This window comes from Hyphomicrobiales bacterium (assembly GCA_016125495.1).
Classification (GTDB): Bacteria; Pseudomonadota; Alphaproteobacteria; order Rhizobiales; family RI-29; genus RI-29.
Genome location: WGLQ01000014.1, coordinates 107,533 through 134,393 on the forward strand (window position 1 = coordinate 107,533; position 26,861 = coordinate 134,393).

Sequence of the window (26,861 nt, forward strand, 5' to 3'; positions counted from 1 at the left end):
GCGACGATCGTGCCGATGTGAGTGAACGCGGTGGCCGCTCCAACTGCCATCGCCTCCGGGAGACCGGCAGCCCGGCATCGCGCAGGCGGCGCCGATCCGCGAACCCAACACGCCGGCTCTGCGTCGGCAAGAACAGGCGGGGCTCTCCCGCATCGAGAAACAACTTTGGAAACGCCTCGAACCCGCTTCACGGCCGCCATGTCAACCGTTCCGACAAATGTCGGTCGGACGATGGGCGCGACCGCCAGCGATGGCCGACGCCACTCGTGCGTCGCGGCTTTCGCGGTCGGCTCGGTCGGACGGGCGAGGCCTCAATTCGGCGCGATCGGCGCCCCTTCCCCAACTGCTTGCAGCCCACGGATCGGGGCCCATGCCGGTGCGCCAGGGACCGCACAACATGGCCGACAACAACAACAAGATGCTCATCGACGCCGCGCACCCGGAAGAAACCCGGGTGGTCGTACTGCGCGGCGATCGCGTGGAGGAGTTCGACTACGAATCAGCTAGCCGCAAGCCACTTCGCGGCAACATCTTTCTCGCCAAGGTGACGCGCGTCGAGCCGTCCCTCCAGGCGGCGTTCGTGGACTATGGCGGGAACCGCCATGGCTTCCTGGCGTTCAACGAAATCCACCCCGACTACTACCAGATTCCGGTCGCGGACCGGCAGGCGCTGCTGGCCGAAGAGGCCGCCGAGCAACGCGCCGAACGTGATGGGGAAGAGCGCGCCGTCTCACGCCAGGGCGGCGAGCGCCGCAGGAGCGGTGGCGGTTCCGGCCGCGACGACGAGGACGGCCCGAACGTCGCCCGCGCCTCGGACGATGACGACGCCGACGGCGAAGCGGCCTTCGATGCCGATGATAGGAATGGCGACGGCGACCCGGACGAGGGCGACGACGAACTGCGGGCGGACAGCGACGAGGCCGATGGCGAAACGCTCGAGTCGTCATCCGATGACGACGGGGACGCTGCGACCGGCGACGATGCCAATGAAGATGCCGACGAGCCGGCGGACGACGACGCCGACGGCAAGCCCCGCGAAATGCTCGAGAGCAGCGGGCTCGATGACCCGGTGATCAGCGAGGAGCACTCCGGGGACGAAGGCACGACGCTGCAGGAGAATACGGCCAGCACCAGCACGAGCGAGCCCGGGCAGGCCGGCGCGGCCACGGCGAGCGCCTTCCTCGGCTTCTATACGGCGCCGATGCACCCGATGGTGCCGCAGCCGTCCGCTGAAGCCCCGGCGAGCGTGGGCCAGCAGGGCAGCGAAGGTCCGATCGGCGATGCCGACGCAGATGCGGACGGCAACGAGGGATCGCTGGACGTCGATCGCGCAGAAGGTGGAGAGGCCGGCAATGGCGACGGTCTCGGCCGCCGGCACCGGCGCTCGCGCCGCCGCCGCGTGCGCTCGCGCACGGGCGACAATGGCGGCGCAAGGCGCGCCGAAGGCGACCAGCCGGAGGCCGGCAGAGCAGAGGACGACGCGGCCGCGCCCCGCCGTGAGCGCCCCGCGCGAGGCCGTCGGCGCAATGACGACGAGGGCGACGAGGACGCCGACCGCGAGGACCAGATCGAGGACGTCGGCCAGGAGGATGCACTCGAGGAAGTGCCACGGCGCATGCCCAAGCTGCGCCGGCAGTACCGCATCCAGGAAGTCATCCGCCGCCGCCAGATCGTCCTGGTCCAGGTCGTCAAGGAGGAACGCGGCAACAAGGGCGCCGCGCTCACCACCTATCTTTCGCTCGCCGGTCGCTACTGCGTACTGATGCCCAACACGCCGCGGGGCGGCGGCATCTCGCGCAAGATCACCAACCAGGCCGACCGCAAGCGGCTGCGCGAGATCGCCTCCGAACTCGAGGTTCCGGAGGGCATGGGCCTCATCATCCGCACGGCCGGCGCGAGCCGCACGAAGGCGGAACTCAAGCGCGACTACGAATACCTGCTGCGCCTCTGGGAAAACGTCCGCGACCTCACCCTGAAGTCCAACGCTCCCTCGCTGGTCTACGAGGAAGGTAACCTCATCAAGCGCTCGATCCGCGATCTCTATTCCAAGGAGGTCGAGGAGATTATCGTCGCTGGCGAGGACGGCTACCGCGAAGCCAAGGACTTCATGCGCATGCTGACCCCCAGTCATGCCAAGAACGTCAAACTCTACCGCGATCCCGAGCCACTGTTCACCCGCTACAAGATCGAGCGCCAGTTGAACGCCATGTTCAATCCGGTCGTCACCTTGAAGTCGGGCGGTTACATCGTGCTCAACCAGACCGAGGCGCTCGTCTCGGTCGACGTCAACTCCGGCAAGTCCACGCGCGAGCATTCGATCGAGGAGACGGCGCTCGCCACCAACCTCGAGGCGGCCGCCGAAGTCGCGCGTCAACTGCGTCTTCGCGACCTCGCCGGGCTCATCGTGATCGACTTCATCGACATGGAGGAGCGGCGCAACAACCGGCTCGTCGAGCGCCGCTTCAAGGAATGCCTCAAGGACGATCGGGCGCGCATCCAGGTCGGCAAGATCAGCGGATTCGGGCTGCTCGAGATGTCGCGCCAGCGGCTCCGGCCGGGCGTCGTCGAAGGTTCGACGACGCAGTGCCCGCACTGTCTCGGCACGGGCGTGATCCGTTCGGTCGAATCGGTTGCGCTCGCGGTCCTGCGCGGCCTCGAGGAGGCTTTGATCGGCCAGACGCTCTGCGATCTCATCGCGGTCTGCACCGCCGAAGCCTCGCTCTACATCCTCAACCACAAACGCGACTTCATCCGCGAGATCGAGGCCCGCTACGGTGTCTCGATCCTGGTTCAGGCCGACGATCGGTTGCAGGGCGCCAACTTCCGCATCGACCAGATCAAGGGCACCGCGCGTCCCGCACCGGCCCGTGATACCGCCATCAAGATGCACAGCGCCTTCGTCGACGACCTGCCGGAGGACGAAATCGAAGATGAGGCGGAGGAAACCCCGACCAAGCCGGAGGTGCGGACCAGCGGCGAGGACGAGGACGAGGCCGAGGAACGCCGCTCCAAGCGCCGCCGCCGCCGCCGGCGCGGGGGGCGTGACGAGCGGGACGAGGGCAGCGCACTCGAGGCCCGCAAACCCGCCGGCACCGGCAGCCCGCAGGACCGCGAGTTCGAGGCCGAAGCCGATGGCGACGACGAAGAGGACGACAGCGCCAATGGCGGGCTCGAGGAGAGCGAGCGCGGGGATGACGAGACCGCCGGCAACGGTGACGAGGCGCGCAAGCGCTCCCGCCGGCGGGGCAAGCGTGGCGGTCGCAAGAACCGGCGCGGCAACGGTGAGGTGACCGCGGGCGCGGCCCCGGACCGACCGGACGAGTCGGGCTCCGGCGATCGGCCGATCGATGTTCGACCCGACGATGAAGGCGACGCATCGACGGGGGCTCCAGCGACCGGCGAGCGGTTCGATCCCTTCGCCCACGTGTCGGTCATCACGCTGCCGGACGACGAACCGTTGCCGCCCCTCGGCGACGAGGCCGAAGCGGCGGATGCGCCAAAATCCCATGCGCGGACGGCTCCGATCGATCCTGGCGTCGAGAACGCGGGAGATCGCAGCGAGCCGCCGAGCCAGCCGGCCCCCGAGCGTGAGCGAGCGGAGATCGAGGAACCGTCAGCGCAAGCGCGCACCGGCGCGCCGGAGATCGCGAAACCCGCTGCGCCGGAGCCGGCAAAGCCAGCCGCGCCGCAGGAGCCGGATCGCCCGAAGCGCCGAGGGTGGTGGCAGACGGCGCTCGGTCGGGACTGACCCGCGGACCAGCGAGAGGCGGACCGCCGCGGTCCGCCGACCAGCTCCAACCGGCAAGACAGGGACGCTCGTTCCTGCCCTGCCGTCCTTCGGGGCGGGTCTCAGTAGCGCTTCAGAAACGTGACCAGCCTCTCGCTGCCCTCCGTGACCGCATCGCGTGATCCGGCATAGGAGAAGCGTACGAAGCTGCGCCCCCGCGCGGCGTCGAAATCGACGCCGGGCGTGATCGCGATGCCCGCCTCGTGCAGCAACCGCCGGGCGAAGCGGTCGCTGTCGTCGTCGACCTCGGACGTATCGGCATAGAGATAAAAGGCGCCGTCGGCGGGAGCGATGCCGCTCAGTCCAGCCTCGGCCAGCGCGGCCGTCAGAAGCGCCCGGTTGCCAGCATAGAGCGCTCGGTTCGCCTCCAGTTCGTCGCGGGCCGAGAGCGCGCCGAGTGCGGCGAATTGCGAGATCGTCGGCGGCGAGATGAAAAAGTGCTGCTGGAGACGCTCGAAACGGCCAACCGCCTGCCGTGGCACCACCAGCCAGCCGAGCCGCCAGCCGGTCATGGAAAAATACTTCGAGAAGCTGTTGACCACCACCACCCGATCACTGAACGCGAGAGCGCTGCTGGCGGGAGCGTCATAGGTCAGCCCGTGATAGATCTCGTCCGAGATGTAGTCGATCGAGCGTTCCTCGCAGCAGCCGACCAGCGCCTTCAGTTCGTCGGGTCGCAGCATCGTGCCGGTCGGATTGGCCGGCGATGCTACGAGGAGACCGGCAAGGCCCCGGCGATCGGCCTCGCGTGCGAGCATGTCGGGCGACGGGACCCAGCGCTCCTGCGGCCCGATCGAAAGCAGCACCGGCTCGAGGCCGAGCGCGGCGACGATCTGGCGATAGCAGGGATAGCCGGGCGAGGTGAGGGCGACACGCGCCCCCTGATCGAACAGCGCCAGGAAACTCAACAGGAACCCGGCGGACGAGCCTGTCGTCACGACGATCCGCTCGGGCCCCACATCGAGCCCGTACCAGTCGGCATAGAGCCGGGCGATGCCTTCGCGCAGCGCCCCCAGGCCGAGCGCATCCGTATAGCCGATCCGATCGCGCTCCAGAGCCTCTCTCGCGGCCTCGAGAGCGAGCCGCGGCGCCTTGGTGCCGGGCTGGCCGATCTCCATGTGCAGGATGCGCCGGCCCGATGCCTCGAGACGGTTGGCCTCGCGCATCAGCTCCATGACGTGGAACGGCTCGACATCGCCACGCAACGAGAGGGCCCGGATCAATCCGCCATCGACCATGCGTACGTCCTTTCGCTCTCGTCATCCGATGATGCGTGGCGACCCGAAACCCCTGACCGCAAGCCCAATGACCACTCTCACGGGGGCCGTTCGTCGTTCGGTCACCGTATCGCCCAAAATGGGACAATAGTCCTCATCCATCGCGCCGGCGCGACAAGTCGTCGTGCGTCGACCTCGCCCGAATCCGGCGACGACGATTGGAATATGCGGCCAATTCGCCTATGTCTCGTCTGCGAAAGGCGGTCCCATGCTCGAGATGATGCGCAGATATCCCAACGCTCCCGGCCTCTCGGGTGAGCGCCTGCGACGTGACTGGCGAACCGGTGCGCAACGCTTGGCGGTGTTGGCGCTCGCCGTCGTATCGATTGTGCTCGAGAGCGCCTCGGCACAGGCCCAGCGCCTCAGCTTCGTGCGCGATACCGAACTCGAGCAACTGCTCAGCGACTATTCGGCACCGATCTTCCGTGCCGCGGGCCTCGGCGGCGGACGCGTCACGATGCGCATCGTCAAGGACAACAGCTTCAATGCCTTCGTCCTCGACGGCCGCAACGTCTTCATGAATACCGGCACATTGATGCAGTCCGACACGCCGAACGAGGTGATCGGGGTCATCGCGCACGAGGCCGGCCACATCGCGGGCGGCCACCTCGCGGATATCCGCGCCAAGATCAAACGTGATTCGACCCGCCTCATGCTCATGCAGGCCCTGGGCATCGCGGCCATGGCGGCAGGTGCGGCCTCGGGCGACAAGGACATTGGCGAGATCGCGGGCGGCGTCGGCCAGACCATCCTCGGGGCCTCTGGCACGGCGGTGCAGCGCGGCATCCTGACCTATCGCCGGGTCCACGAATCGGCGGCGGATCAGGCAGCGATCTCCTATCTCAATGCTACGCGCCAGTCGGCCCGGGGCATGCTGTCGACCTTCGAGCGCTTCGCGCAGCAGGAACTCTTTTCGGCCCAGCTCCAGGACCCCTATGTGCGCAGCCACCCGATGCCGCAACAGCGCATCGCCCAGCTGCGCAACCTCGCCTCCCGCAGTCCGCATTTCGACGAGCGCGATGCGCCGTCGCTCCAACTGCGCCACGATCTCATGCGGGCCAAGCTCTCCGGCTATCTCGAGCGCCCGCAGACCGTTTTCAATCGCTTTCCCGAGAGCGACAACAGCCTGCCCGCGCAATACGCGCGGGCCATCGCGAGCTTTTTCGGCTCGGGTATCGAGAGCGCGTTGCCTCGCGTGGAGCGGCTCATCGCCGCCAAGCCGGATTACCCCTATTTCCACGAACTCAAAGGCGAACTCCTGCTGCGTAGCGGACGCGCGGCTGAAGCGGTCGGACCGCTGCGCAAGGCGCTCACGCTGGCGGGCGACGGCGATCTCATCCGCATCCGGCTCGCACAGGCGCTGATTTCGATGAACGATCGCTCGGTCGTCGACGAGGCCATAGCCATGCTGCGCAAGGCGCTGACGAGCGAAGAGAATTCGGCGGGCTACCGCCAGCTCGCCACCGCCTACTGGCAAAGCGGGCGGGAGGGCGATGCCTACCTCGCTTCGGCTCAAGCACACTTCTTCGAGGGCAACCTCGGCGAGGCCAAGCGCTTTGCCGAGCGCGCTCAAGCACAATTCCGTCAGGGAACACCAAGTTGGATCAAGGCTGACGACATCATAAAGTTTCAGCGTTAGGAGTGGGATCGGCAAGCGCGTGCCACGTGGCGGCGATCGCCACGCGATCTTTCACCATGTCCGGCCATCCCACCGCTCAGCCGGGCGCGGGCGTGACCAACGCGAAGCTGTTGCGAGGGCGCGACCCCACGCTCTCGTCCGACCAATAGAGCCTCGAGAAAGGGACAACTCAGATGCCTTCAAACGAAAAGAGTACGCAGCCATCGGGTGACTCCTTTGCGCGCGTCCTTATTCCCGTGGCAGCAATGCTCGCGGTCACCGGCGGCCTCGTCGCCCTGACACCGCTCGGCAAGTCCGGAGGACAGACGGCCAACACCGCGACGCTCGCGACTGGCGCGACGACCTCCGCCCCGGCCGCGACCGCCGAGGCCGGCGCTGGCGCCGCGAGCGATGGCACGGACCAGCCGTTGCGTCTTGCGACCATCAACGATGCCCAAAAGAGCGACATCGAGGCGGTCGTGCGCCGCTACCTGCTCGACAACCCCGAAATCCTGCTCGAGATGCAGAACGCGTTCGAATCGAAGATGGAGGCGCGGCGCGAGGAGCAGATGCGGGTGGTCCTGGCCACGCAGAGCGAAACGCTCTTTCGCAGCACCACGGCGCCGACCCTCGGGGCCGTGAAGGGCGACGTGACCGTCGTCGAATTCTTCGATTACAACTGCGGCTTCTGCAAGCGCGCGCTCGATGGCATCGGCAAGCTGATCGAATCGGACAAGAACGTGCGCGTCGTCTTCAAGGAGTTCCCGATCTTCGGCGAGGACAGTGAGGCGGCGGCCCGCGCCGCCCTCGCCGCCGCCAAGCAGGACAAGTATTGGGAAATGCACGCCGCGCTCTACAACAAGCCCGGTCGCGCCAATGCCGCCAAGGCCCTGCAGATCGCCAGCGAGATCGGCCTCGATATGGCGCGCTACAATGCCGACTTGACTTCGGCGGATGTGACCTCCGAGATCCAACGCGTCCAACAGCTCGCCGAGGCCATGGGAATCCGCGGCACTCCGCACTTTTTCGTCGGCGACAAGGTCATCCCAGGAGCGCCCGAGGACCTTTTCGAACAGCTGACCGAGCGTGTTGCAGAGGTGCGTCAATCCGGCGGCTGCAAGGTCTGCTGATCGGGCCACCGGTTGTCGCGCCGCCCTCGCCGTCGCTGCCGGCGGCGAGCGGATGGGCCGATGGGCGCCCGCCGCTGGGCGGACGCCATTCACACGTTGTGCACGACCTTGCACGCACGCGGCGGGATCGACTTGCCAACGCGGCCCCGGTGGCGCACCAGGAAGGCGGAACGGCGACGGGGAGCGGGCCGAGAGGCGATGTCCAAAGACAAACACAAGACCGAGGCAGAGCTGATCCGCGAATTGGCGGAGCTGCTGGGCGAAACCGGGCTCACCGAAATCGAGATCGAGCGGGAGGGGTTTCGCGTTCGCGTTGCCCGAAATGTCCAGGTCCTGGCCCATGCCGGCATGGCGGCCCCGCTCGGGGTGGCGGCAGCGGCGTCGGTGGCAACGCCGGTCAAGACCGGTGAAGGGACTGCGAGCACGGTCGGCGCGGTGCCGAGCCCGATGGTTGGCACCGTCTATCTTGCGCCAGAACCCGGTGCCCCGGCTTTCGTGGCGGTCGGCCAGCAGGTCAGTCAGGGCCAGACGATCCTCATCGTCGAGGCCATGAAGACGATGAACCATATTCCGGCACCCCGGGCCGGGCGAATCACCGCAATCCTGGTGCAGGATGGCCAGCCCGTCGAATACGGCGAGCCTCTTGTCGTGATCGAGTAGCGCAGCGAAGGGCCCGGCGATGTTCGACAAGGTGCTCATCGCGAACCGCGGCGAGATCGCGCTGCGGGTGCAACGCGCCTGCAAGGAACTTGGTGTCCGCACGGTTGCGGTGCACTCGACGGCGGATGCCGACGCCATGCACGTTCGCCTCGCCGACGAGAGCGTGTGCATCGGGCCGCCCTCGGCGAGCGGCAGCTATCTCAACATTCCGTCGTTGGTGGCGGCCTGCGAGATCACCGGCGCGGACGCGGTCCATCCTGGCTACGGCTTTCTATCCGAGAACGCACGCTTTGCCGAAATCCTCGAGGACCACGGCATCACCTTCATCGGCCCGACCTCCGAGCACATCCGGATCATGGGCGACAAGATCGAGGCCAAGGCGACGGCCGAGCGGCTCGGCATTCCGGTGGTGCCGGGCTCGAAGGGTGCGGTGACGAACGAACGCGAGGCGCGCCTCGCCGCGAGTGAAATCGGCTATCCGGTGCTCGTCAAGGCGGCCGCCGGCGGTGGCGGGCGTGGCATGAAGGTCGCCCGCACGGCCAGCGAACTCGCCGTCGCCGTATCGACCGCGCGCAGTGAGGCCAAGGCCGCGTTCGGCGACGATTCCGTCTACCTCGAGAAATACCTCGAAAAGCCGCGTCACATCGAAATCCAGGTGATCGGCGATGGCGAAGGAGCCGGAGTGCACCTCGGCGAGCGCGACTGCTCGCTTCAGCGGCGCCACCAGAAGGTTTGGGAGGAGGCCCTCTCGCCCGCGCTCAACGATCATGAACGCCGCCGGATCGGCAACACCGTCGCAACGGCGATCGGGGAACTCGGCTATCGCGGAGTGGGCACGGTCGAATTCCTCTATGAGAACGGATCGTTTTATTTCATCGAGATGAATACCCGTCTCCAGGTCGAGCACCCGGTGACCGAGATGATCACCGGGCTCGACCTCGTGATCGAGCAACTGCGCATCGCGGCCGGCGGCGGCCTCAGCTTCCGTCAGGAGGATGTCACCTTCGCCGGCCACGCCATCGAATGCCGGATCAACGCCGAGAACCCGCGCACCTTCGCCCCCTCACCGGGCAAGATCTCCTATTTCCATCCGCCGGGCGGGCTCGGCGTGCGGGTCGACTCGGGCGTCTATCAGGGCTATTCGATCCCACCCTACTACGACAGCCTGATCGGCAAGCTGATCGTGCACGGCAAGAACCGCAACGAGTGCCTCATGCGCCTCAAGCGCGCGCTCGGCGAGTTCGTGATCGACGGCATCGAAACCACGATCCCGCTGTTCAACCGCCTCATCCGCGAACCGGACATCGCCAACGGCGTCTATGATATCCATTGGCTGGAGAAGTATCTGGCCGGGCAGGAGGCGCCCAGCGATTAACGGCGCCACGCCGACCGTTGCAATGGGGATCCGCCCACTTGAGCGCGAAGAACGACATCCTCCTCGACATCACGCCCCGCCTCGTCCTCGACCTCTACAAGCGCGGCATCTTTCCGATGGCCGAGAGCGCGGACGATCCGAATCTGCTCTGGATCGAGCCGCGTTACCGGGGCGTCCTGTTCCTCGAAGAGTTGCATGTGCCGCGCCGGTTGCGGCGGACCGTTCGCCAGGACCGATTCACGGTGCGCGTCGACCGGGACTTCGCGAGCACGATCGATGGTTGCGCCGGCGGCGGGCTCGAGCGTCCGACGACATGGATCAATACCGCCATCCGCCAACTCTTCGGCGAACTCTTCAAGCTCGGCAATTGCCATACGGTCGAGGTCTACCTCGAGGACCGGCTCGTCGGCGGGCTCTACGGCGTCTCGCTCGGCGGCGTGTTCTTCGGCGAAAGCATGTTCTCGGTCGAGCGCGATGCCAGCAAGGTCGCCTTCGTCCACCTCGTCGCGCGACTCGTGGCCGGTGGCTACACGCTGCTCGACACCCAGTTCATCACCGAGCACCTCATGCAATTCGGCGTGCGCGAAGTCCCGCGCCAGCGGTTCATGGGATTTCTCGAAAGCGCAGTGGCGCGTGACGACAGCGACTTCCTGCGCCTACCGGGAGCAACCGACGGCGAGACGGTGCTCGCGATCGTCGATGCCTACGCGGCCACGCGCGCGCGACTGCTTGCCAAGCCGTCCCGTCCGGCCACGCCGGACACGTCAGCGTAAGGTGCGTCGCCGGCGCGGCGTCGCCTGATCGGCGCTGCTCTCGGCATCCTCGATGCTCTCACCGGGGAACGACTTGCGCACCGGAAGTGGCATGCCTTCCTCGCTCTTGACGGCGAGAAGCGTCTCCCGTGGCCGGTTGTCGGCGACCGGCTGGAATTGCGTCGCGCAGCCCGTGAGCCAGACATCGAACACGGAGTGCTCGACCCCGTTGATGCCGGGACTTTCGGCGAACATCCAGCCCGCGAAGATCCGCTCCTCGGTCTTGTCGAGCTTGATCTCGTCGACCTCGACGAACGAGGTCGTATTCGGCGGCTCGGTCGGCTCACGCGTGTAACAGACCCGCGGTGTGATCTTGAGGGCACCGAACTCCGCCGTCTGGTCGATCGGGATTTCGAGGCGCGAGATACGGGCCGTGACCTTGTCGAGTGCCGAGAATACGGCGATGGGGTTCTGCTGGCGGCCGGCGACGAGCTCGCCATCGGGGGCGAGGATCACCACTGCCCCGAATGTGGCCACCCATGGCCAATGGCGCATCGCTCTCGTCATGACCATCAACCCCGCGGCTCGATGCGAACGGTATGGCGAGGCTTGCACACCCGTCGCCTCGCGCCACGCGTGACCGTTCCGGAGCGGCTCCCCGCCCGTTGGGGATGCTTCGTTCGCGTCATATTGTCCAGTGTCTCGTGGCATCCGCCTGGCATGCGTTCACACACCATGACCCGCGAATGCGAACCAGCGACGCCGAGCCTGCATTCGACGACACGAAATGGGCGCCAATCGGGCCACCACGCCCCAGCGGTTCAGATGCGTCGGGCGGACACCCGGATTCGCATGTAGTCGGCCGTCCAACGTCCCTCACGGTCGCGCAGCGACGGCGCCAGCAGCGCTTCGACGATGGCGAGAGCCTCTTGGCGATGGGGCCCGTCGAACTGATCGAAGAACGGCTTCCTGAAGGTTCCGAGCCAGCCCTCGAGGCCAGTCGGGAGTGGTGTCGGCCGGGCAAAGAGCCCACAGCGCTCGACAGCGAAACCGGCCGCCTCGAGCATCGCGGTGTATTCGGCGGGGGTCGGAAAGAACCAGGGCCCCGCCAGCGTCTCATCCCCGCCGAGAAGCCGTGCGGCGGCCCGCATCGCGGTCACGATGGCCGCGACGTTGCCGTGACCACCGAATTCGGCGACGAAGCGCCCGCCGGGCTTCAAGGCCGCGTGGATCTCGCGAACGGCGTCCTCGGGTGGCAGCACCCAGTGCAACACGGCGTTGGAAAAGACCGCTTCGAACTCGGCGTCGAATCCGAGGGCACGCGCGTCGCGATGAAGAACCCGCAGGCCGCGGGCCTCGGCCGCCGCCAGTAACTCCCGGCTAGCGTCGACACCGACGACATCGGCGCCACTCAGCACGAGCCGCTCGGTCAGCGCGCCATCGCCGCAACCGAGGTCGAGGATGCGCTCTCCGGGCTTGGCCTCGAGCCAAGCGAGCACGCCCTCCGTAAGGTCGGCGACGAAGCGCCCGTTCGCGGCGTAGCCCTCGGCCGACCAGGTCTGGCCGCCCGCCTGGTGAAAGAGGCCCGCCTTGCCGGCGCTTGCCTGCCGATCCACCGCTCCCTTGCGATCCTGCCCCGACGCCGTCATGCCAACTCCCTTCCCGCGCCCCTTGCCACGGCTATGCGAGCCGCGACGATGGGGCTCGACGACGCGGCCCTACTCCGGCTTCCAGGCCCGGTAGCCCGGGGCGGCGGGCTCGGCCGGTGCCTCGTCACCGAGGATACTGCCGCGCGGCCGGTAGGCCTGTGGCGTGCCCGTGAGGTTCGGGCGGTGCGGCTTTTCCCAGCGCCGCGGCTTGACGTCTTCTTCCGTCGGCGGCGTGTCGACGGTGTGGTGCAGCCAGCCGTGCCATTCGGGCGGTACGAGCGAGGCTTCGGCGATATCCTTGTAGATCACCCAGCGGCGCGGCTTGCCGAGGGGGCCGACGCCGCGGCGCTGGCGGTAGTAGCGATTGCCGAGATCATCCTCGCCGACGAACTCGCCGTTGCGTGCGGTCTGCAATCGAAGTGCCACGGTGTTGCCCGTCCACCACGCGAACAATTCGCGAAAAACCCCCATCGGTCCCTCCTGGCAATCTTCGGTGGCTTTCTATCGCACCGTGGGCGTGGACCTGTCCATACGACCCGCGAGAGAGGTGCCTACAAGGCCAAAAGGCGGATTCGTGGGCACAAACGACGGCGAGCGCCGATCGAGTTGGAGCAACCACTGGCCAGGGCTCCAGCTGCCCGCCGGCCTTGTCCACACGCCGTCAACACGATATCCCAAAGCTCGAATTGCACGCCCAACACCTAGTGGTTGCGCCACCAACGCATACTAGATGTAGTTTCCGGTGCTATCGCGGCCCATCGAATCGCGATACCTTGAATTCGTCACCGGATGGCCACCATGCCTGCACCCATCCGGCGATCCCCGACCCTGGAGGAACACCTCTGGAGGTCTTCCATCTCCGAACTGCTGCGTACCAGCAGGCAAGCGTCTGTCGCTGTTTGCTCACCCGTGTACCCAGCCCCGGGGTCTCATCGACCCCGGGGCCATGTTCTGGTCAGTTGCGTCGCGTCCGCCCCCGGCAGGGCCCGGGAACTCAAAAAACAAGCACACCTGAAACAGGCCCTGCGCGCGAGGGACAGAATGAGCGCGCCTGGCAGCACGGGGGACGTCAGACATGCGCTTTACGCGGCTGTTCACGAAAGCAGGCCAGTCGGCCTATGCCGACATTCGTTTCCGCAAGGCGACGAGCGAGATCAAGAATCCCGACGGCTCCGTCGTCTTCCAGCTCAAGGACTTCGACGTCCCGGCGCACTGGAGCCAGGTGGCAACCGACATCCTCGCGCAGAAGTACTTCCGCAAAGCGGGTGTGCCCGCGCGCCTCAAGCGGGTCGAAGAGACTTCGGTTCCTTCCTGGCTCTGGCGCAGCGTGCCCGACGAGAACGCACTCTCCATCCTGCCGACCAGCGCACGGCGTACCGGCGAGACGGATTCCCGCCAGGTCTTCGACCGGTTGGCCGGCACCTGGACCTATTGGGGCTGGAAGGGAGGTTATTTCTCGAGCGAGGAGGACGCGCAAGCCTTCTTCGACGAGAACCGCTACATGCTGGCCATGCAGATGGTCGCTCCGAACAGCCCGCAGTGGTTCAACACCGGGCTGCACTGGGCCTATGGCATCGACGGTCCGAGCCAGGGGCACTTCTACGTCGACCACGCGACCGGCGAACTCACCCGCTCGGCGAGCGCCTATGAGCATCCCCAGCCGCACGCCTGCTTCATCCAGTCCGTGAACGACGACCTCGTCAACGAGAACGGCATCATGGACCTTTGGATGCGCGAGGCGCGGCTGTTCAAATACGGCTCGGGCACCGGCTCGAACTTCTCGAGCCTGCGCGGCGTCAACGAGTCTCTCGGCGGCGGCGGAAAATCATCCGGATTGATGAGCTTCCTCAAGATCGGCGATCGCGCGGCCGGCGCCATCAAATCGGGCGGCACGACACGTCGCGCGGCCAAGATGGTGGTGGTGGACGTCGACCATCCCGACATCGAGGAGTACATCTCCTGGAAGGTGAAGGAGGAACAGAAGGTCGCGGCGCTGGTCGCGGGCTCGCGGGCCTGTGCCGACCACCTCAAGGCGGTGCTGCGCGCCTGCGTCAACTGCGAGGCCGACGGCGAAGACTGCTTCGACCCCGCCAAGAACCCGGCACTCAAGCGCGAGATCCGCGCCGCGCGCAAGGCGCACGTGCCGGACGGCTACGTCCAGCGCGTCATCCAGTTCGCGCGCCAGGGCTTCACCGACATCACCTTCGAGACCTACGATACGGACTGGGACAGCGAGGCCTACCTCACCGTCTCCGGCCAGAATTCCAACAACTCGGTGAGGGTCACCGACGAGTTCCTCGCGGCGGTCGAGGGGGACGGCAAATGGGAGCTGACGGCACGCACCACGGGCAAGGTCGTCAAGTCGCTCAGCGCGCGCGCGCTCTGGGACCAGATCAGCTATGCGGCCTGGGCTTGCGCCGATCCGGGCATCCAGTTCCACACGACGATCAACGACTGGCACACCTGCCCCAAGTCGGGTCCGATCCGCGCCTCGAACCCGTGCTCGGAGTACATGTTCCTCGACGACACGGCCTGCAATCTCGCTTCGCTCAACCTGATGCGTTTCCGGGATGAAAAGAAGGCCTTCGACATCGCCAGCTTCGAGCATGCGGTGCGGATCTGGACGTGCGTGCTCGAAATCTCGGTGACGATGGCGCAGTTTCCCTCCCGCCAGATCGCCGAGCTGAGCTACCGATACCGGACCCTCGGGCTCGGCTACGCCAACATCGGTGGGCTGCTGATGGCCTCGGGCATTCCCTACGACTCGCCCGAGGGGCGTGCGCTCGCCGGCGCCATCACCGCGCTCATGACCGGCGTCGCCTATACGACGTCGGCCGAGATGGCCGGCGAGCTCGGAGCCTTCCCCGGTTATGGCGAGAATGCCGCCGACATGCTCCGCGTCATCCGCAACCACCGCCATGCGGCTTACGGGCACGAGGAGGGTTACGAGCGCCTCAACACCAGACCCGTGCCGCTCGATCAGGCAAACTGCCCGGAGCGCGGTCTCGTCGCCGCCGCCTGCCGGGCGTGGGATCGGGCCATCGAACTCGGTCAGGAGAACGGCTACCGCAACGCCCAGACGACCGTGATCGCCCCGACGGGCACGATCGGTCTCGTCATGGACTGCGACACGACGGGCATCGAACCGGACTTCGCGCTGGTGAAGTTCAAGAAGCTCGCGGGCGGAGGCTATTTCAAGATCATCAACCAGGCGGTGCCGGAGGCACTCGCCCGGCTCGGCTACGGTGAAGAGCAAATCCGCCGCATGATCGATTACGCGGTCGGCAGCGGCAGCCTCGAGAATGCCCCGGGCGTCAACCACAAGGCCCTGCGCGCCAAGGGCTTCACCGATGCCGCTATTGCCGCCGTCGAAGGCACACTGGTCTCGGCGTTCGACATCAAGTTCGCCTTCAACCGCTGGACCCTGGGCGATGCCTTCTGCATTGAAACCCTCGGCATCGAGGAGGAGCGCCTCGGCGCGCGCGATTTCGATCTCCTCGCCGAGATCGGTTTCACGAAGAAGGAAATCGCCGCCGCGAACGCGCATTGCTGCGGCACCATGACGCTCGAAGGCGCACCGGGCCTGAAGTCCGAACATCTCGCGGTGTTCGATTGCGCCAATCCCTGTGGGCGCACGGGCAAGCGTTTCCTCTCCGTCGAGAGCCACATCCGCATGATGGCCGCGGCTCAGCCGTTCATCTCCGGCGCCATCTCCAAGACCATCAACATGCCGACTTCGGCAACCGTCGAGGACTGCAAGAACGCTTATCTTCTGTCCTGGCAGCTCGGGATCAAGGCCAACGCGCTCTACCGCGACGGCTCGAAACTGTCGCAGCCGCTCTCCTCGGCGCTCATCGCCGATGACCAGGACGACGAGGAGGAGATGCTGGAGCGTCTGGCGAGCGATCAGCCGGCCATGCTGCGCGCGAGCCTTGCCGCCGAGCGGATCGTCGAGCGGGTCATCGAGCGCGTGCGAGAAAAGGCCTCGCGCGAGAAGATGCCGGACCGCCGCAAGGGCTACACGCAGAAGGCCACCGTCGGCGGTCACAAGGTCTATCTGCGCACCGGGGAGTACGAGGACGGGCGGATCGGGGAAATCTTCATCGACATGCACAAGGAAGGCGCCGCCTTCCGCTCGCTGATGAACAACTTCGCCATCGCGATCAGCCTCGGCCTGCAGTACGGCGTACCGCTGGAGGAGTACGTCGACGCGTTCACCTTCACGCGCTTCGAACCGGCCGGGCTCGTGCAGGGCAACGAGACGATAAAGAACGCGACGTCCATCCTCGACTATATCTTCCGCGAACTGGCCGTCTCCTACCTCGGCCGCAGCGACCTTGCGCATGTCGAGCCGAGCGAACTCGGCAGCACCGTGCTCGGTGGCGAGGGCCCCGAGGACGAGCGTGTCGCGCCAGCCGTGCAGGCCGACCGCCTGGTTTCGCGCGGCCTCATGAGGGGCTCGCTCGGCAATCGGCTCGTGGTCATCACGGGTGAGACGGAGCAAGTGACGACGGCCGTCATTCCGGGCGGCCACGGATCGGCCGCGGCGGTCTCCTCGACGACGCGTTCGGTGTCCGTCACCAAGGAGGTCGCTCGCCACACGGGCTCGCACGACCACGGCGGTGGCACATTCACCCTCGGGGCCACAGCTCTCGCCATCGAGAGCGACGCCGAACGCCGGGCGGCCGCTCGGGTGCGCGGCTACGAGGGCGAAAACTGTCGCGAGTGCGGCAACTTCACGCTGGTGCGCAACGGCACCTGCCTCAAGTGCGACACCTGCGGCACCACCACGGGCTGCAGCTGATCATTGTCCGGCGGCGCCGCAGGGCGCCGCCGGCCCGCCATCGCGTACCCGGGGACACGGAAGGTTGCACATGTTCGGCAGGCACAAGGATCTGGAAGTCGCGGTCAACGTACTCCTCGATCATCTCGATTCCATCCGCGACATCGCCGACGCCATGCGCGAGACCGGAGCGGATTTTGCCGCACTCGCCGACGATGTGACGACGGGCGACATTCTCGGCCGCCTCTCCGCCATCCGCTCCTTCACCAACGACGTGCGCGGTCTCGAGATGTGCCTCATGGCCAAGGTGCGCCAGGCCCGCCACTGGGCGGCGCGCCTCGAACGGCTCGACCGCACCTGCCCCGCCACGGCCGGCCTCTTCGTTGCCGGCACCGCCTCACTCAACGACGCGATGGTCGCACTTGGCCAGCGCGAAGCCGAGATGTTCGATGACGGCGATCAGGTGCTTCCCTATCTCATCGACCGTGCCCTGGTGCCGGCCGACACGCTGAGCCTCGACGACGAAACCTCGATCTCGGCAACCGACGACCTGTTGGTTGCCGGCTGGGTGACCCTCGGCGATCTCGACCGGCTCGCCGAGGCGTTCACCGTCGCGCTCGAAGCGCATTATGCGTTCGTCGCATCGCTCGAGACCGCGACCTCGTCGAACCTTCCGACACCACATCGCCCGCCCGAAGTCACCGTCGCCCAACCGGCCGTGCGGCCATCGCAGTCGGTTGCCGCGCGACCCAAAGAAGCGGGCTCCGGTGCCGTCGACGCAACCGCCTCGCCACCGCCGCCGGTCCGGCGCCACGACGACGCCCGGAACGATGGTGCCCGTTGGGCATCCGAGAGCCAATTCATCGAGCATATGCTCGAGCTGACGGGGCCGAAACGGTCGACACAACCGGCCGCCGTCGGGAATGCCCGAGACGACGAGGAGACGATTCTCGAACTCGAGCGTCGTGTGGCTGGTGCAGATGGTTCACAAGGCGCACCGGCCGAACGATCCGGGGCGGATGAAGACGCCATCTCCACCGGACCGAACGCGGATGCCGAGCCGGCCTCGAAAGCCGCGACGCTCGACACCGCAACGGCCGAGAGCAGCGCCGATGCGACCCCCGAAATCGCAGCCGACACGGCGGACGAGGAGGAGCCGATCGATGCCGACTCACTCGCCGAACCGATCGATGCGGCCTCGCTGGCGGCGCCACTCGATGCTGCCTCGCTCGCGCACGGGATTTTCGGCCGCCTGAAGCGTGCCGCCGCCGGCTCGCTTTCCGAACGCCTCGCCGACACCACCACGACGAAAACCTAGTGTCGCATCACGGACGCTTGGCTCACGATCGCCGAAAGGTGATCTGCCAAGCGTCCGCGAAACTCCAGGATCGGGCGCGGCGCGCGCCGATCAGCCGCGATCGAAGCGCTTGAACTTGATGCGGTGCGGCTCGACGGCGGCATCGCCGAGGCGCCGCTTCTTGTCTTCCTCGTAGGCTTCGAAATTCCCTTCGAACCACTCGACATGGCTGTCGCCCTCGAAGGCGAGGATGTGGGTCGCGAGGCGATCGAGGAAGAAGCGGTCGTGGCTGATCACGACCACGCATCCGGGAAAGGTTTCGAGCGCGGTCTCCAGCGCCGAAAGCGTCTCGACGTCGAGGTCGTTGGTCGGCTCGTCGAGGAGCAGGAGATTGCCTCCCTCCTTGAGCATCTTGGCGAGGTGGACGCGGTTGCGCTCACCGCCCGAGAGCTGGCCGACCTTCTTTTGCTGGTCACCACCCTTGAAGTTGAACCAGCCGACGTAAGCGCGCGACGGCACCTCCTTCTTGCCCAGCATGATCTGGTCGAGGCCGCCGGAGATCTCCTCCCAGACGGTCTTCTTGGGATCGAGCGCGTCGCGGCTCTGGTCGACGTACCCGAGCTTGACCGTCTCGCCGAGGCGGATGGCGCCCGCGTCGGGCTTTTCCTGGCCGGTGATCATGCGAAAAAGCGTCGTCTTGCCCGCGCCGTTCGGCCCGATCACGCCGACGATGCCGCCCGGCGGCAGGCGGAACGAAAGATTGTCGATCAGCAATTCGTCGCCGAAGCCTTTCGACAACCCCTCGGCCTCGAGGACCACGCCACCGAGCCGGGGGCCTGCGGGGATTTGAATCTGCGCGAAGCGAACCTCCTCGCGCTCGGCCGTGTCGCGCAACTCCTCGTAGGCGCGAATGCGCGCCTTGGATTTCGCCTGCCGGGCCTTCGGGGATGCGCGGATCCACTCCAACTCGCGCTCGAGCGCCTTCTTGCGACCTTCCTCGGCGCGCCCCTCGACCTCCATGCGCTTGGACTTCTGCTCGAGCCAGGAGGAATAGTTCCCCTTGTAGGGCACCCCCTGGCCGCGATCCAGCTCGAGCGTCCAGGCGGTGATGTTGTCGAGGAAATAGCGGTCGTGCGTGACGAGGATGACGCAGCCCGGATAGTCGACGAGGAAACGCTCGAGCCAGGCGACCGTCTCGGCGTCGAGGTGGTTGGTCGGCTCGTCGAGGAGCAGCACGTCGGGGCGCGAGAGCAAGAGCCGGCAGAGCGCCACGCGCCGCCGCTCGCCGCCCGAAAGCTTGCTGACGTCGGCATCGCCGGGCGGGCAGCGCAAAGCATCCATCGCCTGCTCGACCTGGGCATCGAGGTCCCAGAGGTTGCCGGCATCGATCGCGTCCTGCAGGCGCGCCATCTCCTCGGCCGTCTCGTCGGAGTAGTCCATGGCCAGCTCGTTGTAGCGGTCGAGCATGGCCTTCTTGGCCGCCACCCCCTCCATCACGTTGCCGAGCACGTCCTTGCTGGCATCGAGCGGAGGCTCCTGCGAGAGATAGCCGAGCGTGACGCCGTCCGCCGCCCAGGCCTCGCCGACGAACTCCTTGTCGAGGCCGGACATGATCTTGAGCAGCGTCGACTTGCCGGAGCCGTTGACGCCGACGACGCCGATCTTGGCGCCGGGCAGGAACGAGAGGCGGATGTCCTTCAGGACCTGCTTGCCGCCGGGGTAGGTCTTGGAGACCCGATCCATGTGGTAGACGTACTGGGGTGTGGCCATGGAAGGCTCCTTGAGGGCACGATGTGCTGCCCGCTCATTTGGGGATGCGCGGTTCTAGCGGAAGGGGCCGGGCGGGCGCAATCGCAACCGCGACTTGGCCGACCCCGATGCGCGTGGTATCCGGGTTGCAGCTCCCATGCGAGGCCCACGGGCCGCTCCCACGCCACCGTCGACGCCGGGGCGAGGGGCGGTGGCCTCCGACCGAACCGGCAAGCGACCCGAGGTGCAATTCGAATGACCGGCAAGGACGAGATACCGATCGGCGACGACGACCTCGACCAGCTCGTCGGACAGCTCCAGTCCGAGGAAGAGGCGGCGCGCAAGTCACGGCTCGGCTCGATCGAGAGCCTGCGCCAGTGGCTTCTGGAGACGGGCTCACTCAGCCATATCGCTCAGTCGACCAATTTTGCCCAGTATGCACCGGCCCTTCTGCAGATGTTGCAGCGGCTCCTCGGGGTCTGAGCGGCCGCCGGAACGTCTGTTCGCACGTCGCCAGCCGTCACCGCGCACCTGGAAAAGGATGTCCCGATGACCATTCCCCCTCGAGACGACCCCGAACCGAGTGTCATGGTGGTGGGGGACGGCCCGAACGAGGTGCCGCTGACCGACGAGGAGTTGCAGGCCCTCACACAAGGTCTCAGCGCCGGCCTCGGCGAGGACGATGCGGCACAACTGCTGGCCCAACTCGGGCTCGAGGAAGAGGCCGGGAGCGCGGCGACCGCCAGCGCCATGGAGAGCCTCGGGGTCTGGGCGGCCGGCCAGCCGGCCTTGCGCGAACTCTTCATGGTCGAGCGGATCGCCGACATCATCCCGGCGATCGTCAGCTTCTTTCGCGCCATGCTGCACCGGCCCGCGCGCGGTGAGGGCGACGACGAAAGCGGCCCGGCCGGCGCCGAGGAGGGCCGCGAGCCGTGAGCGCCCGCAAACCTCCCGCGAATGACCCCGCCGCCCTCTCACCCGAGGTGCTCGATCCCGTCGTTCGCGCGATCGAGGCCGAGTATCAGCGCAAGCCACCGACGCTCGCCGTCATCGGCCTATCGGGCGTCGGTAAATCGTCCATCATCAACGCCATGTTCGGCACCAAGCGCGATACGTCGGCAACGACGCGCGGCACCTCGCGCTTTCACAAGCGCAACTTCGAAATCGTGCAGGCCTTCGACCTCGAGAGCGCCCGCGTCGAGGCAACGCGCATCGGCTGCGTCATGCGGCTGATCGATGCGCCAGGACTCGGCGAGGATGTCGGGCTCGACGACAACTACCTGGCGCGCTACCGGCGTCATCTGCCGGAGGCGGACGTGGCGCTCTGGGTGCTGGCGGCGCGCAACCGGGCCCTCGCGCTCGACCAGCAGTATCTCGAGCGCCTCAAGGACGTGCTGCCCAACCTCGTCATCGGCATCAACCAGGTCGATCTCGTCGAGCCGCTCGGCTGGAACGAGGCGATCAACATGCCCTCCAAGGTCCAGGCCGGCCACATCGCCGAGATCGTCGCCGACCGGCGGGCAAAGCTCGGGGCGGTCCTCGGCTCGGAGCCGCCGACGGTCGCCTTCAGCGCGCTGCGGTTCTTCAACCTGCAGCAGCTTTTCGCCACCTGCCTCGAGGCCGCACCCGCGAACCGGCGCTGGATGTTCGAACTGCTCAAATCGTTCTCGACCCGCGACTGGCTGGCCCAGGCCAAGGGCCTCACCGACACCCAGCGTCAGCAGCTCGCCGCCCGCTACATCACCAGCGACGGCAAGCTCGACCTCGACGACCTCGCCGGCCTCACGCGCAGCTGAGACGGGCGCGGGCTCTCGACATCACGCATCCCGGAAAAGACGGCCCCGTCGCCGCGCGGCGCCCGTTCTCCACAGCTTACGCCACGGCCGCCATCGACACGGGCGCGCTTCCCCCGGTTCATCGGGGGAAGCGCGCGGTCTCGATTCGCGCGCGACGAGGGGGCCACATGCAGAGTGCCATGGAGGGGCAAGAACCGCCGTCGCACCGGCGCGCGAATCTCGGCGATCGGCTGTCGCGTGCCGCATTTCTGCTCCTCGCGCTCCTTGCGGCTGCATTCCCTGCGGACCGGCTCGCGGCCGCCTCCCCGGGACCGGCACCGGATGGTGTGACCCCGAGCGTCGTCGCCCGCTTCGAGGTTGCGGCCGGCACCTCCCGACTTTCGGACCTGCGCCTCAAGGATGGCCGCGACTATTTCGTCCTCATCCAGCGCATGCCACCGTTGCGCCTCGACCTTTCCAGCCTCGAGGCCGCACGCCGCACGTTCAACGAAACCGACGCGCTCAAGGGCAACCTCGGCCATGCCATGGTCGGCTGGCGCTGCGGCGGGCGCGACGGGCTCGTCTCGCAATACGGCGAGACACAGTTGCAGGGCGCACGCATGCTGCTTTCGGGCTGGGGGTTGACGACCTTGCTCAGCACCTTCACCGACGGCTACCTGCGCGGCTTCGACTATCTGGAGAGCATCATCGCGCGCAAGGGTTTCGAGGTGAAGGCGCAGGTCCTCGCCATCGAGATCGGTCCCGGCGAATGCGCCGCGCTCCAGGCCGCGCTCGAGCGCTACATGACGGACCCCCGCCAGCCCGCGCGGCGCTTTTCGATGATTCTCTCCCCGCTCGGCTTCGAAGGCGGCGGCTGCCTCACCTTCGCGGTCGCGCTCGGCCACTGGTCGGGCGTCCTCGCCGGCCTCTGGTCCGCACTCGAACGCGAGTTGCCGATCCACGCCGGCCCCTTCGGCAACCCGGGCGCGCCGCCCGATCTCGTCGAGCCGTTCGCGCCGGCAACCGCGCTCGCCCCGCAATTTGTCCCCCTCGCCGAGGTCTACGACGAGCCCTGGCAGCGTGGGCCCGCGCTCGGACACGTGCGCATCATGGACCCCGAACTGATCTATGCGGCGATCGCCGCTGTGCGCGAGGCGGCGGGGGGGCCCAATGCGTTCGACGTATCCCGCGCGCTCCCCGCTAGCGACCCCGGCCCGCGCGCCGCCAGAGCCGCCGCCCGGCGCTGGCTCGAAAACCTCGGGCCCCGCACCCTCTCGACCCGGCAAGCCCCCTGGGCCTCCATCGTACTCGTGGAACGGCCATAGCGGCTCGCGCGGGCCAGCAAGGAAGGCATCGTCCCCCGTCCGCCCCGGAGAGCGTAGCGGCATCACGCGGCGTTTGGAGCCTCCCCCTCCGCCTCGCCCTTCCCCCCGCGCCGGCGCTCGAGTTCGAGGCCGACCTCGGCGATCGCCTCGATCGCCGGCACCAGCCGCTCGCCGAGATCGTTGAGCGCATATTCCACCGAGGGCGGCGAGGTCGGCATGACGCGCCGCTCGATGACGCCGTGCGCTTCGAGATCGCGCAGGCGCTGCGTCAGCACCTTCGGCGAGATGCCCGGAATGTCCGCCTTGAGCTCGCTGAAGCGGCGCGGCCCACCGCGCAGGTTCCAAATGACGTTCGGCGCCCAGGCCCCGCCGATGATCGACATGCAGCCGAGCAGCGGACAGCCGCCGGGCGGGGCGGGACTGCGATTGCGGCGCATTTTCAATGCCATGGGCCTCTCCTCGAAGGCTGCCCGGCTCGCTGGCGCGGCGCTCTCACCGGTGAGGAACCAGGTTTCCGGCCGGAAACACGATTTCGCGATATCATCATGAAACCAGGTTTACAAGAGTGACCCCGCCCCCTAGATGGGCCGCGTCGAGACACCCAGCCATGGAGACGTTCCCGTGAAGCTCTATTACTCCCCCGGTGCCTGCTCGCTCGCCAGCCACATCGCGCTCGCCGAGGTCGGCGCAAAGTACACCATCGAGAAGGTCAACACCAAGACCAAGGAGATCGCCTCGGGCGGCGACTTCTGGAAGGTCAACCCGAACGGCTACGTGCCGGCACTCGAGATCGCCGGCGGCGAGGTGCTGACCGAGGGCCCCGCCATCCTCACCTACATCGCCGAGACGCACCCGGCGGCCAAGCTCGTACCGGCAACGCCGCTCGAGCGGGCCCGTCACAATTCCCTCCTCAACTTCGTCGGCTCGGAACTGCACAAGGCGTTCAGCCCGTTCTTTTCCGACAAGCCCGAGGGCGCGGCGCGCGAAAAGGCGCTCGCCAAGCTCAAGGCGCGGATGGGCCACATCGAGCGCCAGCTCGCGGACGGACGCACGTATCTGACCGGCAGCCAGTTCACCGTCGCCGACGCCTACGCGTTCGTGGTTGCCAAGTGGTCGCGCTTCATCGATCTTTCCCTCGATGAATGGCCGCACGTGAAGGCCTTCGTCGATCGCGTCGCGGCGCGCCCGGCGGTGCAGCAGGCGATGCGCGAGGAAGGCCTCCTCTGAGGCCGGCGGACAGGAACGGGGCGGACGGCCGCGCGGCGTGCGCGGCCGCACCCTCGAAGGGGAGGACGGATGATGACGACCAGCGAAACGGCGGCCGACGCTGCCGCCATCATCGCGCAGATGCAGCGCTATTTCGACGGCCTCTATCACAGCGACACGGGCCGGCTCGCAGCGGTGTTCCATCCCCGCGCCCGCTACGTGACGGCGAGCGGCGCCGACCTTGTCGACATCGGCATGGACGAATATTTCCCGATCGTCGATGCCCGCCCGGCGCCCGCGAGCCGCGGCGAGCCGCGCCGTGATGCCATCGAGCAGATCGCCTTCGCTGGACCCGTCACGGCGCACGTCAGGGCGCGCTGCGCCATCGCCGAGCGGCGCTTCACCGACCTCCTCACCTTCATCAAGGTGGACGGCGAGTGGCGGATCATTTCCAAGGTCTTCCACTACGACATCGCGGCGTGATCGCAGCCCGCCAGCCGGCGTCAGGGAGGACCCGATGACCCCGACCAACGTCAACGCCGATTTTTCCGCCCGCGCCGTCGTGCACGGCGGGATCGCGCCCTGGATCGCCTCGCCGATGCCCGGCGTCGAGCGCAAGCTGCTCGACCGGATCGGCGGGGAGGTGGCACGGGCGACCTCCATCGTGCGCTATGCCCCGGGCAGCCATTTCTCGCCCCATACGCACGACGGTGGGGAGGAATTCCTCGTCCTCGACGGCGTGTTCACGGACGAGCACGGCGACTACCCGGCCGGCAGCTACGTGCGCAACCCGCCGACGACGCGGCACACACCCGGCTCGGCGGCCGGCTGCACGATCCTCGTCAAGCTCTGGCAGTTCGATCCGGACGACCGGGTCTCCCTCCGGCTCGATACCGCCACACTCCCCCTCGCGGCCCATCCCGATGCACCGGGCGTCTCCTCCCGGCTCCTCTACCGCGACGAGCGCGAGGAGGTGCGCATCGAGGCCTGGGAGCCGGGTGCCAGGGTGCACCGCCAGATCGAGGGCGGGCTCGAGGTGTTCTGCCTTGCGGGCGGCTTTGCGCAAGGGGGTGACGGTTTCGTTCCCTGGTCGTGGCTGCGCCTGCCGGTCGGGGCCGTGCTCGAAGCCGAGGCGGGACCGGCCGGCTGCCGGCTCTGGACCAAGGAAGGGCATTTGCGCCACGTCGCGGCCCCGCCGGGCGCCTGATCGAAACGAGCCACGCTCGGCGCCGGAGGTTCGAGCGCCCAGCCCACGGCCCGGCGGCGCCGTGCGCATCAAATCGTTCGGCCGGCCCCCGCAGCCCCGCCGACGAGACCGAGGCGCTCACCGGAATAGACGTTGCGCGCGAGCGGCTCCCACCAGTCGCGGCGCTCGAGATACCAGGCGACGGTCTTGGCGATGCCGCTCTCGAAATCCTCGCGCGCCCGCCAGCCGAGTTCGCCCTCGAGCTTGCTCGCATCGATCGCGTAGCGGTGGTCGTGGCCGGGCCGGTCGGTGACATACTTGATGAGGCGCACGTGCGGGGCGCCCTCGGGCCGCGCCTCGTCCATCAGCGCACAGATGCGCTCGACGACCTCGAGGTTGGTGCGCTCGTTGCGCCCGCCGACGTTGTATTTCTCACCCGGCCGCCCCTTGGCGAGGATGAGATGCAGGGCCCGGGCGTGATCCTCGACATAGAGCCAGTCCCGCACGTTCGAGCCGTCGCCGTAGACCGGAAGAGGCTGACCCGACAGGGCCTTGAGGATCATCAGCGGAATGAGCTTCTCGGGGAAATGGTAGGGACCGTAATTGTTGGAGCAGTTGGAGACGATGACGGGCAGGCCATGCGTGCGGTGGGCCGCGAGCGCCAGGTGGTCGGCGGCGGCCTTCGAGGCGGAGTACGGCGATGAGGGAGCGTACGGCGTCTCCTCGGTGAAGAGCCCGCTGGTCCCGAGCGAGCCATAGACCTCGTCGGTCGAGACCTGGAGGAAGCGGAAGCCGGCGCGCTCTCCTTCGCCGAGTCCCTGCCAGTAGCCGCGAGCGGCCTCGAGGAGGCGGTGCGTGCCGACGATGTTGGTCTCGATGAAGACGTCCGCGCCGGTGATCGAGCGGTCGACGTGGCTCTCGGCGGCAAGGTTCATGATGCCGGTCGGGCGGAACTCGGCGATGGCACGCACCATGGCGGGCTTGTCGGCGATGTCGGCCTCGAGGAAGCGATAGCGCGGGCTCGCGGCGATGGGCGCGAGGGAGGCGAGGTTGGCGGCGTAGGTCAACTTGTCGATGTTGAGGACGCTGGCGTCGGTCTCGGCGATGAGATGACGGCAGAGGGCCGAGCCGATGAAGCCGGCGCCGCCGGTGACGATGATGCGCTGCATGGGTCCCTCTCGCTGCGGGGGTCGATGGTGGTGCCGCTTCGGGCGGCGGGCGCGCCGCTGGTTGGTCGAGACCTACACCAACCCCGTTGGAGCAAGGTTAAGCCGCCGACCGATCCCTGTTCA

22 protein-coding genes are annotated in these 26,861 nt (G+C 67.4%); 15 read left to right on the forward strand and 7 right to left on the reverse strand.

Annotated features, from left to right (window positions below):
- Positions 1 to 397 precede the first annotated feature (397 nt).
- A complete protein-coding gene (locus GC150_11720) occupies positions 398 to 3,748 on the forward strand; it encodes an Rne/Rng family ribonuclease (GenBank protein ID MBI1385568.1) in 3,351 nt (1,116 codons plus the stop codon).
- 101 nt (positions 3,749 to 3,849) lie between these two features.
- On the opposite strand, the gene GC150_11725 is transcribed toward GC150_11720, so the two are convergent.
- Entirely contained in the window at positions 3,850 to 5,025 is a 1,176-nt protein-coding gene (locus tag GC150_11725; GenBank protein ID MBI1385569.1) for an aminotransferase class I/II-fold pyridoxal phosphate-dependent enzyme, read from the reverse strand.
- Positions 5,026 to 5,284: 259 nt separating this feature from the next.
- Between GC150_11725 and GC150_11730 the strand changes: the two genes are divergently transcribed.
- The 5 genes from GC150_11730 to GC150_11750 all read left to right on the forward strand — a co-directional run bounded on the left by GC150_11730 (position 5,285) and on the right by GC150_11750 (position 10,620).
- Positions 5,285 to 6,703, forward strand: coding sequence for a M48 family metalloprotease (locus tag GC150_11730; GenBank protein MBI1385570.1), 1,419 nt, complete (start codon positions 5,285 to 5,287; stop codon positions 6,701 to 6,703).
- A 245-nt stretch (positions 6,704 to 6,948) separates the two neighbouring features.
- On the forward strand, positions 6,949 to 7,812 hold the full coding sequence (locus tag GC150_11735) for a thioredoxin domain-containing protein (GenBank protein ID MBI1385571.1): 864 nt from the start codon (positions 6,949 to 6,951) through the stop codon (positions 7,810 to 7,812).
- 198 nt (positions 7,813 to 8,010) lie between these two features.
- The gene (gene accB / locus GC150_11740; GenBank protein ID MBI1385572.1) at positions 8,011 to 8,472 is read left to right on the forward strand and encodes an acetyl-CoA carboxylase biotin carboxyl carrier protein; all 462 of its coding nucleotides are present in this window, start codon (positions 8,011 to 8,013) and stop codon (positions 8,470 to 8,472) included.
- A gap of 19 nt (positions 8,473 to 8,491) precedes the next feature.
- Positions 8,492 to 9,847, forward strand: coding sequence for an acetyl-CoA carboxylase biotin carboxylase subunit (gene accC, locus GC150_11745; protein ID MBI1385573.1), 1,356 nt, complete (start codon positions 8,492 to 8,494; stop codon positions 9,845 to 9,847).
- A gap of 38 nt (positions 9,848 to 9,885) precedes the next feature.
- Positions 9,886 to 10,620, forward strand: a complete 735-nt coding sequence (locus GC150_11750; GenBank protein MBI1385574.1) for a leucyl/phenylalanyl-tRNA--protein transferase — start codon at positions 9,886 to 9,888, stop codon at positions 10,618 to 10,620.
- On the opposite strand, the gene GC150_11755 is transcribed toward GC150_11750, so the two are convergent.
- The 3 genes from GC150_11755 to GC150_11765 all read right to left on the reverse strand — a co-directional run bounded on the left by GC150_11755 (position 10,612) and on the right by GC150_11765 (position 12,719).
- A complete protein-coding gene (locus GC150_11755; GenBank protein ID MBI1385575.1) occupies positions 10,612 to 11,166 on the reverse strand; it encodes a DUF2155 domain-containing protein in 555 nt (184 codons plus the stop codon). The genes GC150_11750 and GC150_11755 overlap by 9 nt on opposite strands.
- 254 nt (positions 11,167 to 11,420) lie before the next feature.
- On the reverse strand, positions 11,421 to 12,248 hold the full coding sequence (locus GC150_11760) for a methyltransferase domain-containing protein (protein ID MBI1385576.1): 828 nt from the start codon (positions 12,246 to 12,248) through the stop codon (positions 11,421 to 11,423).
- Between the two features lie 69 nt (positions 12,249 to 12,317).
- On the reverse strand, positions 12,318 to 12,719 hold the full coding sequence (locus tag GC150_11765) for an NADH:ubiquinone oxidoreductase subunit NDUFA12 (protein MBI1385577.1): 402 nt from the start codon (positions 12,717 to 12,719) through the stop codon (positions 12,318 to 12,320).
- A gap of 604 nt (positions 12,720 to 13,323) precedes the next feature.
- On the opposite strand from GC150_11765, the gene GC150_11770 reads away from it, so the two are divergent.
- Both GC150_11770 and GC150_11775 read left to right on the forward strand, forming a co-directional pair.
- The gene (locus tag GC150_11770) at positions 13,324 to 17,052 is read left to right on the forward strand and encodes a vitamin B12-dependent ribonucleotide reductase (GenBank protein ID MBI1385578.1); all 3,729 of its coding nucleotides are present in this window, start codon (positions 13,324 to 13,326) and stop codon (positions 17,050 to 17,052) included.
- 70 nt (positions 17,053 to 17,122) lie between these two features.
- Positions 17,123 to 18,349: a hypothetical protein gene (locus tag GC150_11775; GenBank protein MBI1385579.1), complete on the forward strand. Its 1,227-nt coding sequence runs from the start codon at positions 17,123 to 17,125 to the stop codon at positions 18,347 to 18,349.
- Positions 18,350 to 18,439: 90 nt separating this feature from the next.
- On the opposite strand, the gene ettA is transcribed toward GC150_11775, so the two are convergent.
- Positions 18,440 to 20,098 (reverse strand): energy-dependent translational throttle protein EttA, encoded by a 1,659-nt coding sequence (ettA, locus tag GC150_11780; GenBank protein ID MBI1385580.1) that lies wholly within the window; start codon positions 20,096 to 20,098, stop codon positions 18,440 to 18,442.
- A gap of 234 nt (positions 20,099 to 20,332) precedes the next feature.
- Here ettA and GC150_11785 point away from each other — a divergent pair, with 234 nt between their 5' ends.
- From GC150_11785 to GC150_11800, 4 genes are all read left to right on the forward strand, one after another.
- Positions 20,333 to 20,560: a hypothetical protein gene (locus GC150_11785; GenBank protein ID MBI1385581.1), complete on the forward strand. Its 228-nt coding sequence runs from the start codon at positions 20,333 to 20,335 to the stop codon at positions 20,558 to 20,560.
- A gap of 66 nt (positions 20,561 to 20,626) precedes the next feature.
- A complete protein-coding gene (locus GC150_11790) occupies positions 20,627 to 21,013 on the forward strand; it encodes a hypothetical protein (protein ID MBI1385582.1) in 387 nt (128 codons plus the stop codon).
- Entirely contained in the window at positions 21,010 to 21,873 is an 864-nt protein-coding gene (locus tag GC150_11795) for a GTP-binding protein (protein MBI1385583.1), read from the forward strand. The genes GC150_11790 and GC150_11795 overlap by 4 nt, the downstream gene beginning before the upstream one ends.
- A gap of 167 nt (positions 21,874 to 22,040) precedes the next feature.
- Positions 22,041 to 23,177: a hypothetical protein gene (locus tag GC150_11800; GenBank protein ID MBI1385584.1), complete on the forward strand. Its 1,137-nt coding sequence runs from the start codon at positions 22,041 to 22,043 to the stop codon at positions 23,175 to 23,177.
- Between the two features lie 62 nt (positions 23,178 to 23,239).
- On the opposite strand, the gene GC150_11805 is transcribed toward GC150_11800, so the two are convergent.
- Positions 23,240 to 23,626 (reverse strand): transcriptional regulator, encoded by a 387-nt coding sequence (locus GC150_11805; protein MBI1385585.1) that lies wholly within the window; start codon positions 23,624 to 23,626, stop codon positions 23,240 to 23,242.
- A 172-nt stretch (positions 23,627 to 23,798) separates the two neighbouring features.
- Between GC150_11805 and gstA the strand changes: the two genes are divergently transcribed.
- The 3 genes from gstA to GC150_11820 all read left to right on the forward strand — a co-directional run bounded on the left by gstA (position 23,799) and on the right by GC150_11820 (position 25,590).
- Positions 23,799 to 24,404 (forward strand): glutathione transferase GstA, encoded by a 606-nt coding sequence (gene gstA / locus GC150_11810; GenBank protein ID MBI1385586.1) that lies wholly within the window; start codon positions 23,799 to 23,801, stop codon positions 24,402 to 24,404.
- Positions 24,405 to 24,473: 69 nt separating this feature from the next.
- A complete protein-coding gene (locus GC150_11815; GenBank protein MBI1385587.1) occupies positions 24,474 to 24,866 on the forward strand; it encodes a nuclear transport factor 2 family protein in 393 nt (130 codons plus the stop codon).
- A 34-nt stretch (positions 24,867 to 24,900) separates the two neighbouring features.
- Positions 24,901 to 25,590 (forward strand): cupin, encoded by a 690-nt coding sequence (locus tag GC150_11820; protein ID MBI1385588.1) that lies wholly within the window; start codon positions 24,901 to 24,903, stop codon positions 25,588 to 25,590.
- A gap of 68 nt (positions 25,591 to 25,658) precedes the next feature.
- On the opposite strand, the gene rfbB is transcribed toward GC150_11820, so the two are convergent.
- A complete protein-coding gene (gene rfbB, locus GC150_11825; GenBank protein ID MBI1385589.1) occupies positions 25,659 to 26,738 on the reverse strand; it encodes a dTDP-glucose 4,6-dehydratase in 1,080 nt (359 codons plus the stop codon).
- Positions 26,739 to 26,861: the final 123 nt, after the last annotated feature.

Bases quoted from the DNA above. Each gene is read 5' to 3' on its own strand.
- GC150_11720 (MBI1385568.1), top strand. From the start codon at position 398: ATGGCCGACAACAACAACAAGATGCTCATCGACGCCGCGCACCCGGAA.
- GC150_11725 (MBI1385569.1), bottom strand. From the start codon at position 5,025: ATGGTCGATGGCGGATTGATCCGGGCCCTCTCGTTGCGTGGCGATGTC.
- GC150_11730 (MBI1385570.1), top strand. From the start codon at position 5,285: ATGCGCAGATATCCCAACGCTCCCGGCCTCTCGGGTGAGCGCCTGCGA.
- GC150_11735 (MBI1385571.1), top strand. From the start codon at position 6,949: ATGCTCGCGGTCACCGGCGGCCTCGTCGCCCTGACACCGCTCGGCAAG.
- accB (MBI1385572.1), top strand. From the start codon at position 8,011: ATGTCCAAAGACAAACACAAGACCGAGGCAGAGCTGATCCGCGAATTG.
- accC (MBI1385573.1), top strand. From the start codon at position 8,492: ATGTTCGACAAGGTGCTCATCGCGAACCGCGGCGAGATCGCGCTGCGG.
- GC150_11755 (MBI1385575.1), bottom strand. From the start codon at position 11,166: ATGACGAGAGCGATGCGCCATTGGCCATGGGTGGCCACATTCGGGGCA.
- GC150_11760 (MBI1385576.1), bottom strand. From the start codon at position 12,248: ATGACGGCGTCGGGGCAGGATCGCAAGGGAGCGGTGGATCGGCAGGCA.
- GC150_11765 (MBI1385577.1), bottom strand. From the start codon at position 12,719: ATGGGGGTTTTTCGCGAATTGTTCGCGTGGTGGACGGGCAACACCGTG.
- GC150_11770 (MBI1385578.1), top strand. From the start codon at position 13,324: ATGCGCTTTACGCGGCTGTTCACGAAAGCAGGCCAGTCGGCCTATGCC.
- GC150_11775 (MBI1385579.1), top strand. From the start codon at position 17,123: ATGTTCGGCAGGCACAAGGATCTGGAAGTCGCGGTCAACGTACTCCTC.
- ettA (MBI1385580.1), bottom strand. From the start codon at position 20,098: ATGGCCACACCCCAGTACGTCTACCACATGGATCGGGTCTCCAAGACC.
- GC150_11785 (MBI1385581.1), top strand. From the start codon at position 20,333: ATGACCGGCAAGGACGAGATACCGATCGGCGACGACGACCTCGACCAG.
- GC150_11790 (MBI1385582.1), top strand. From the start codon at position 20,627: ATGACCATTCCCCCTCGAGACGACCCCGAACCGAGTGTCATGGTGGTG.
- GC150_11800 (MBI1385584.1), top strand. From the start codon at position 22,041: ATGCAGAGTGCCATGGAGGGGCAAGAACCGCCGTCGCACCGGCGCGCG.
- GC150_11805 (MBI1385585.1), bottom strand. From the start codon at position 23,626: ATGGCATTGAAAATGCGCCGCAATCGCAGTCCCGCCCCGCCCGGCGGC.
- GC150_11815 (MBI1385587.1), top strand. From the start codon at position 24,474: ATGATGACGACCAGCGAAACGGCGGCCGACGCTGCCGCCATCATCGCG.
- GC150_11820 (MBI1385588.1), top strand. From the start codon at position 24,901: ATGACCCCGACCAACGTCAACGCCGATTTTTCCGCCCGCGCCGTCGTG.
- rfbB (MBI1385589.1), bottom strand. From the start codon at position 26,738: ATGCAGCGCATCATCGTCACCGGCGGCGCCGGCTTCATCGGCTCGGCC.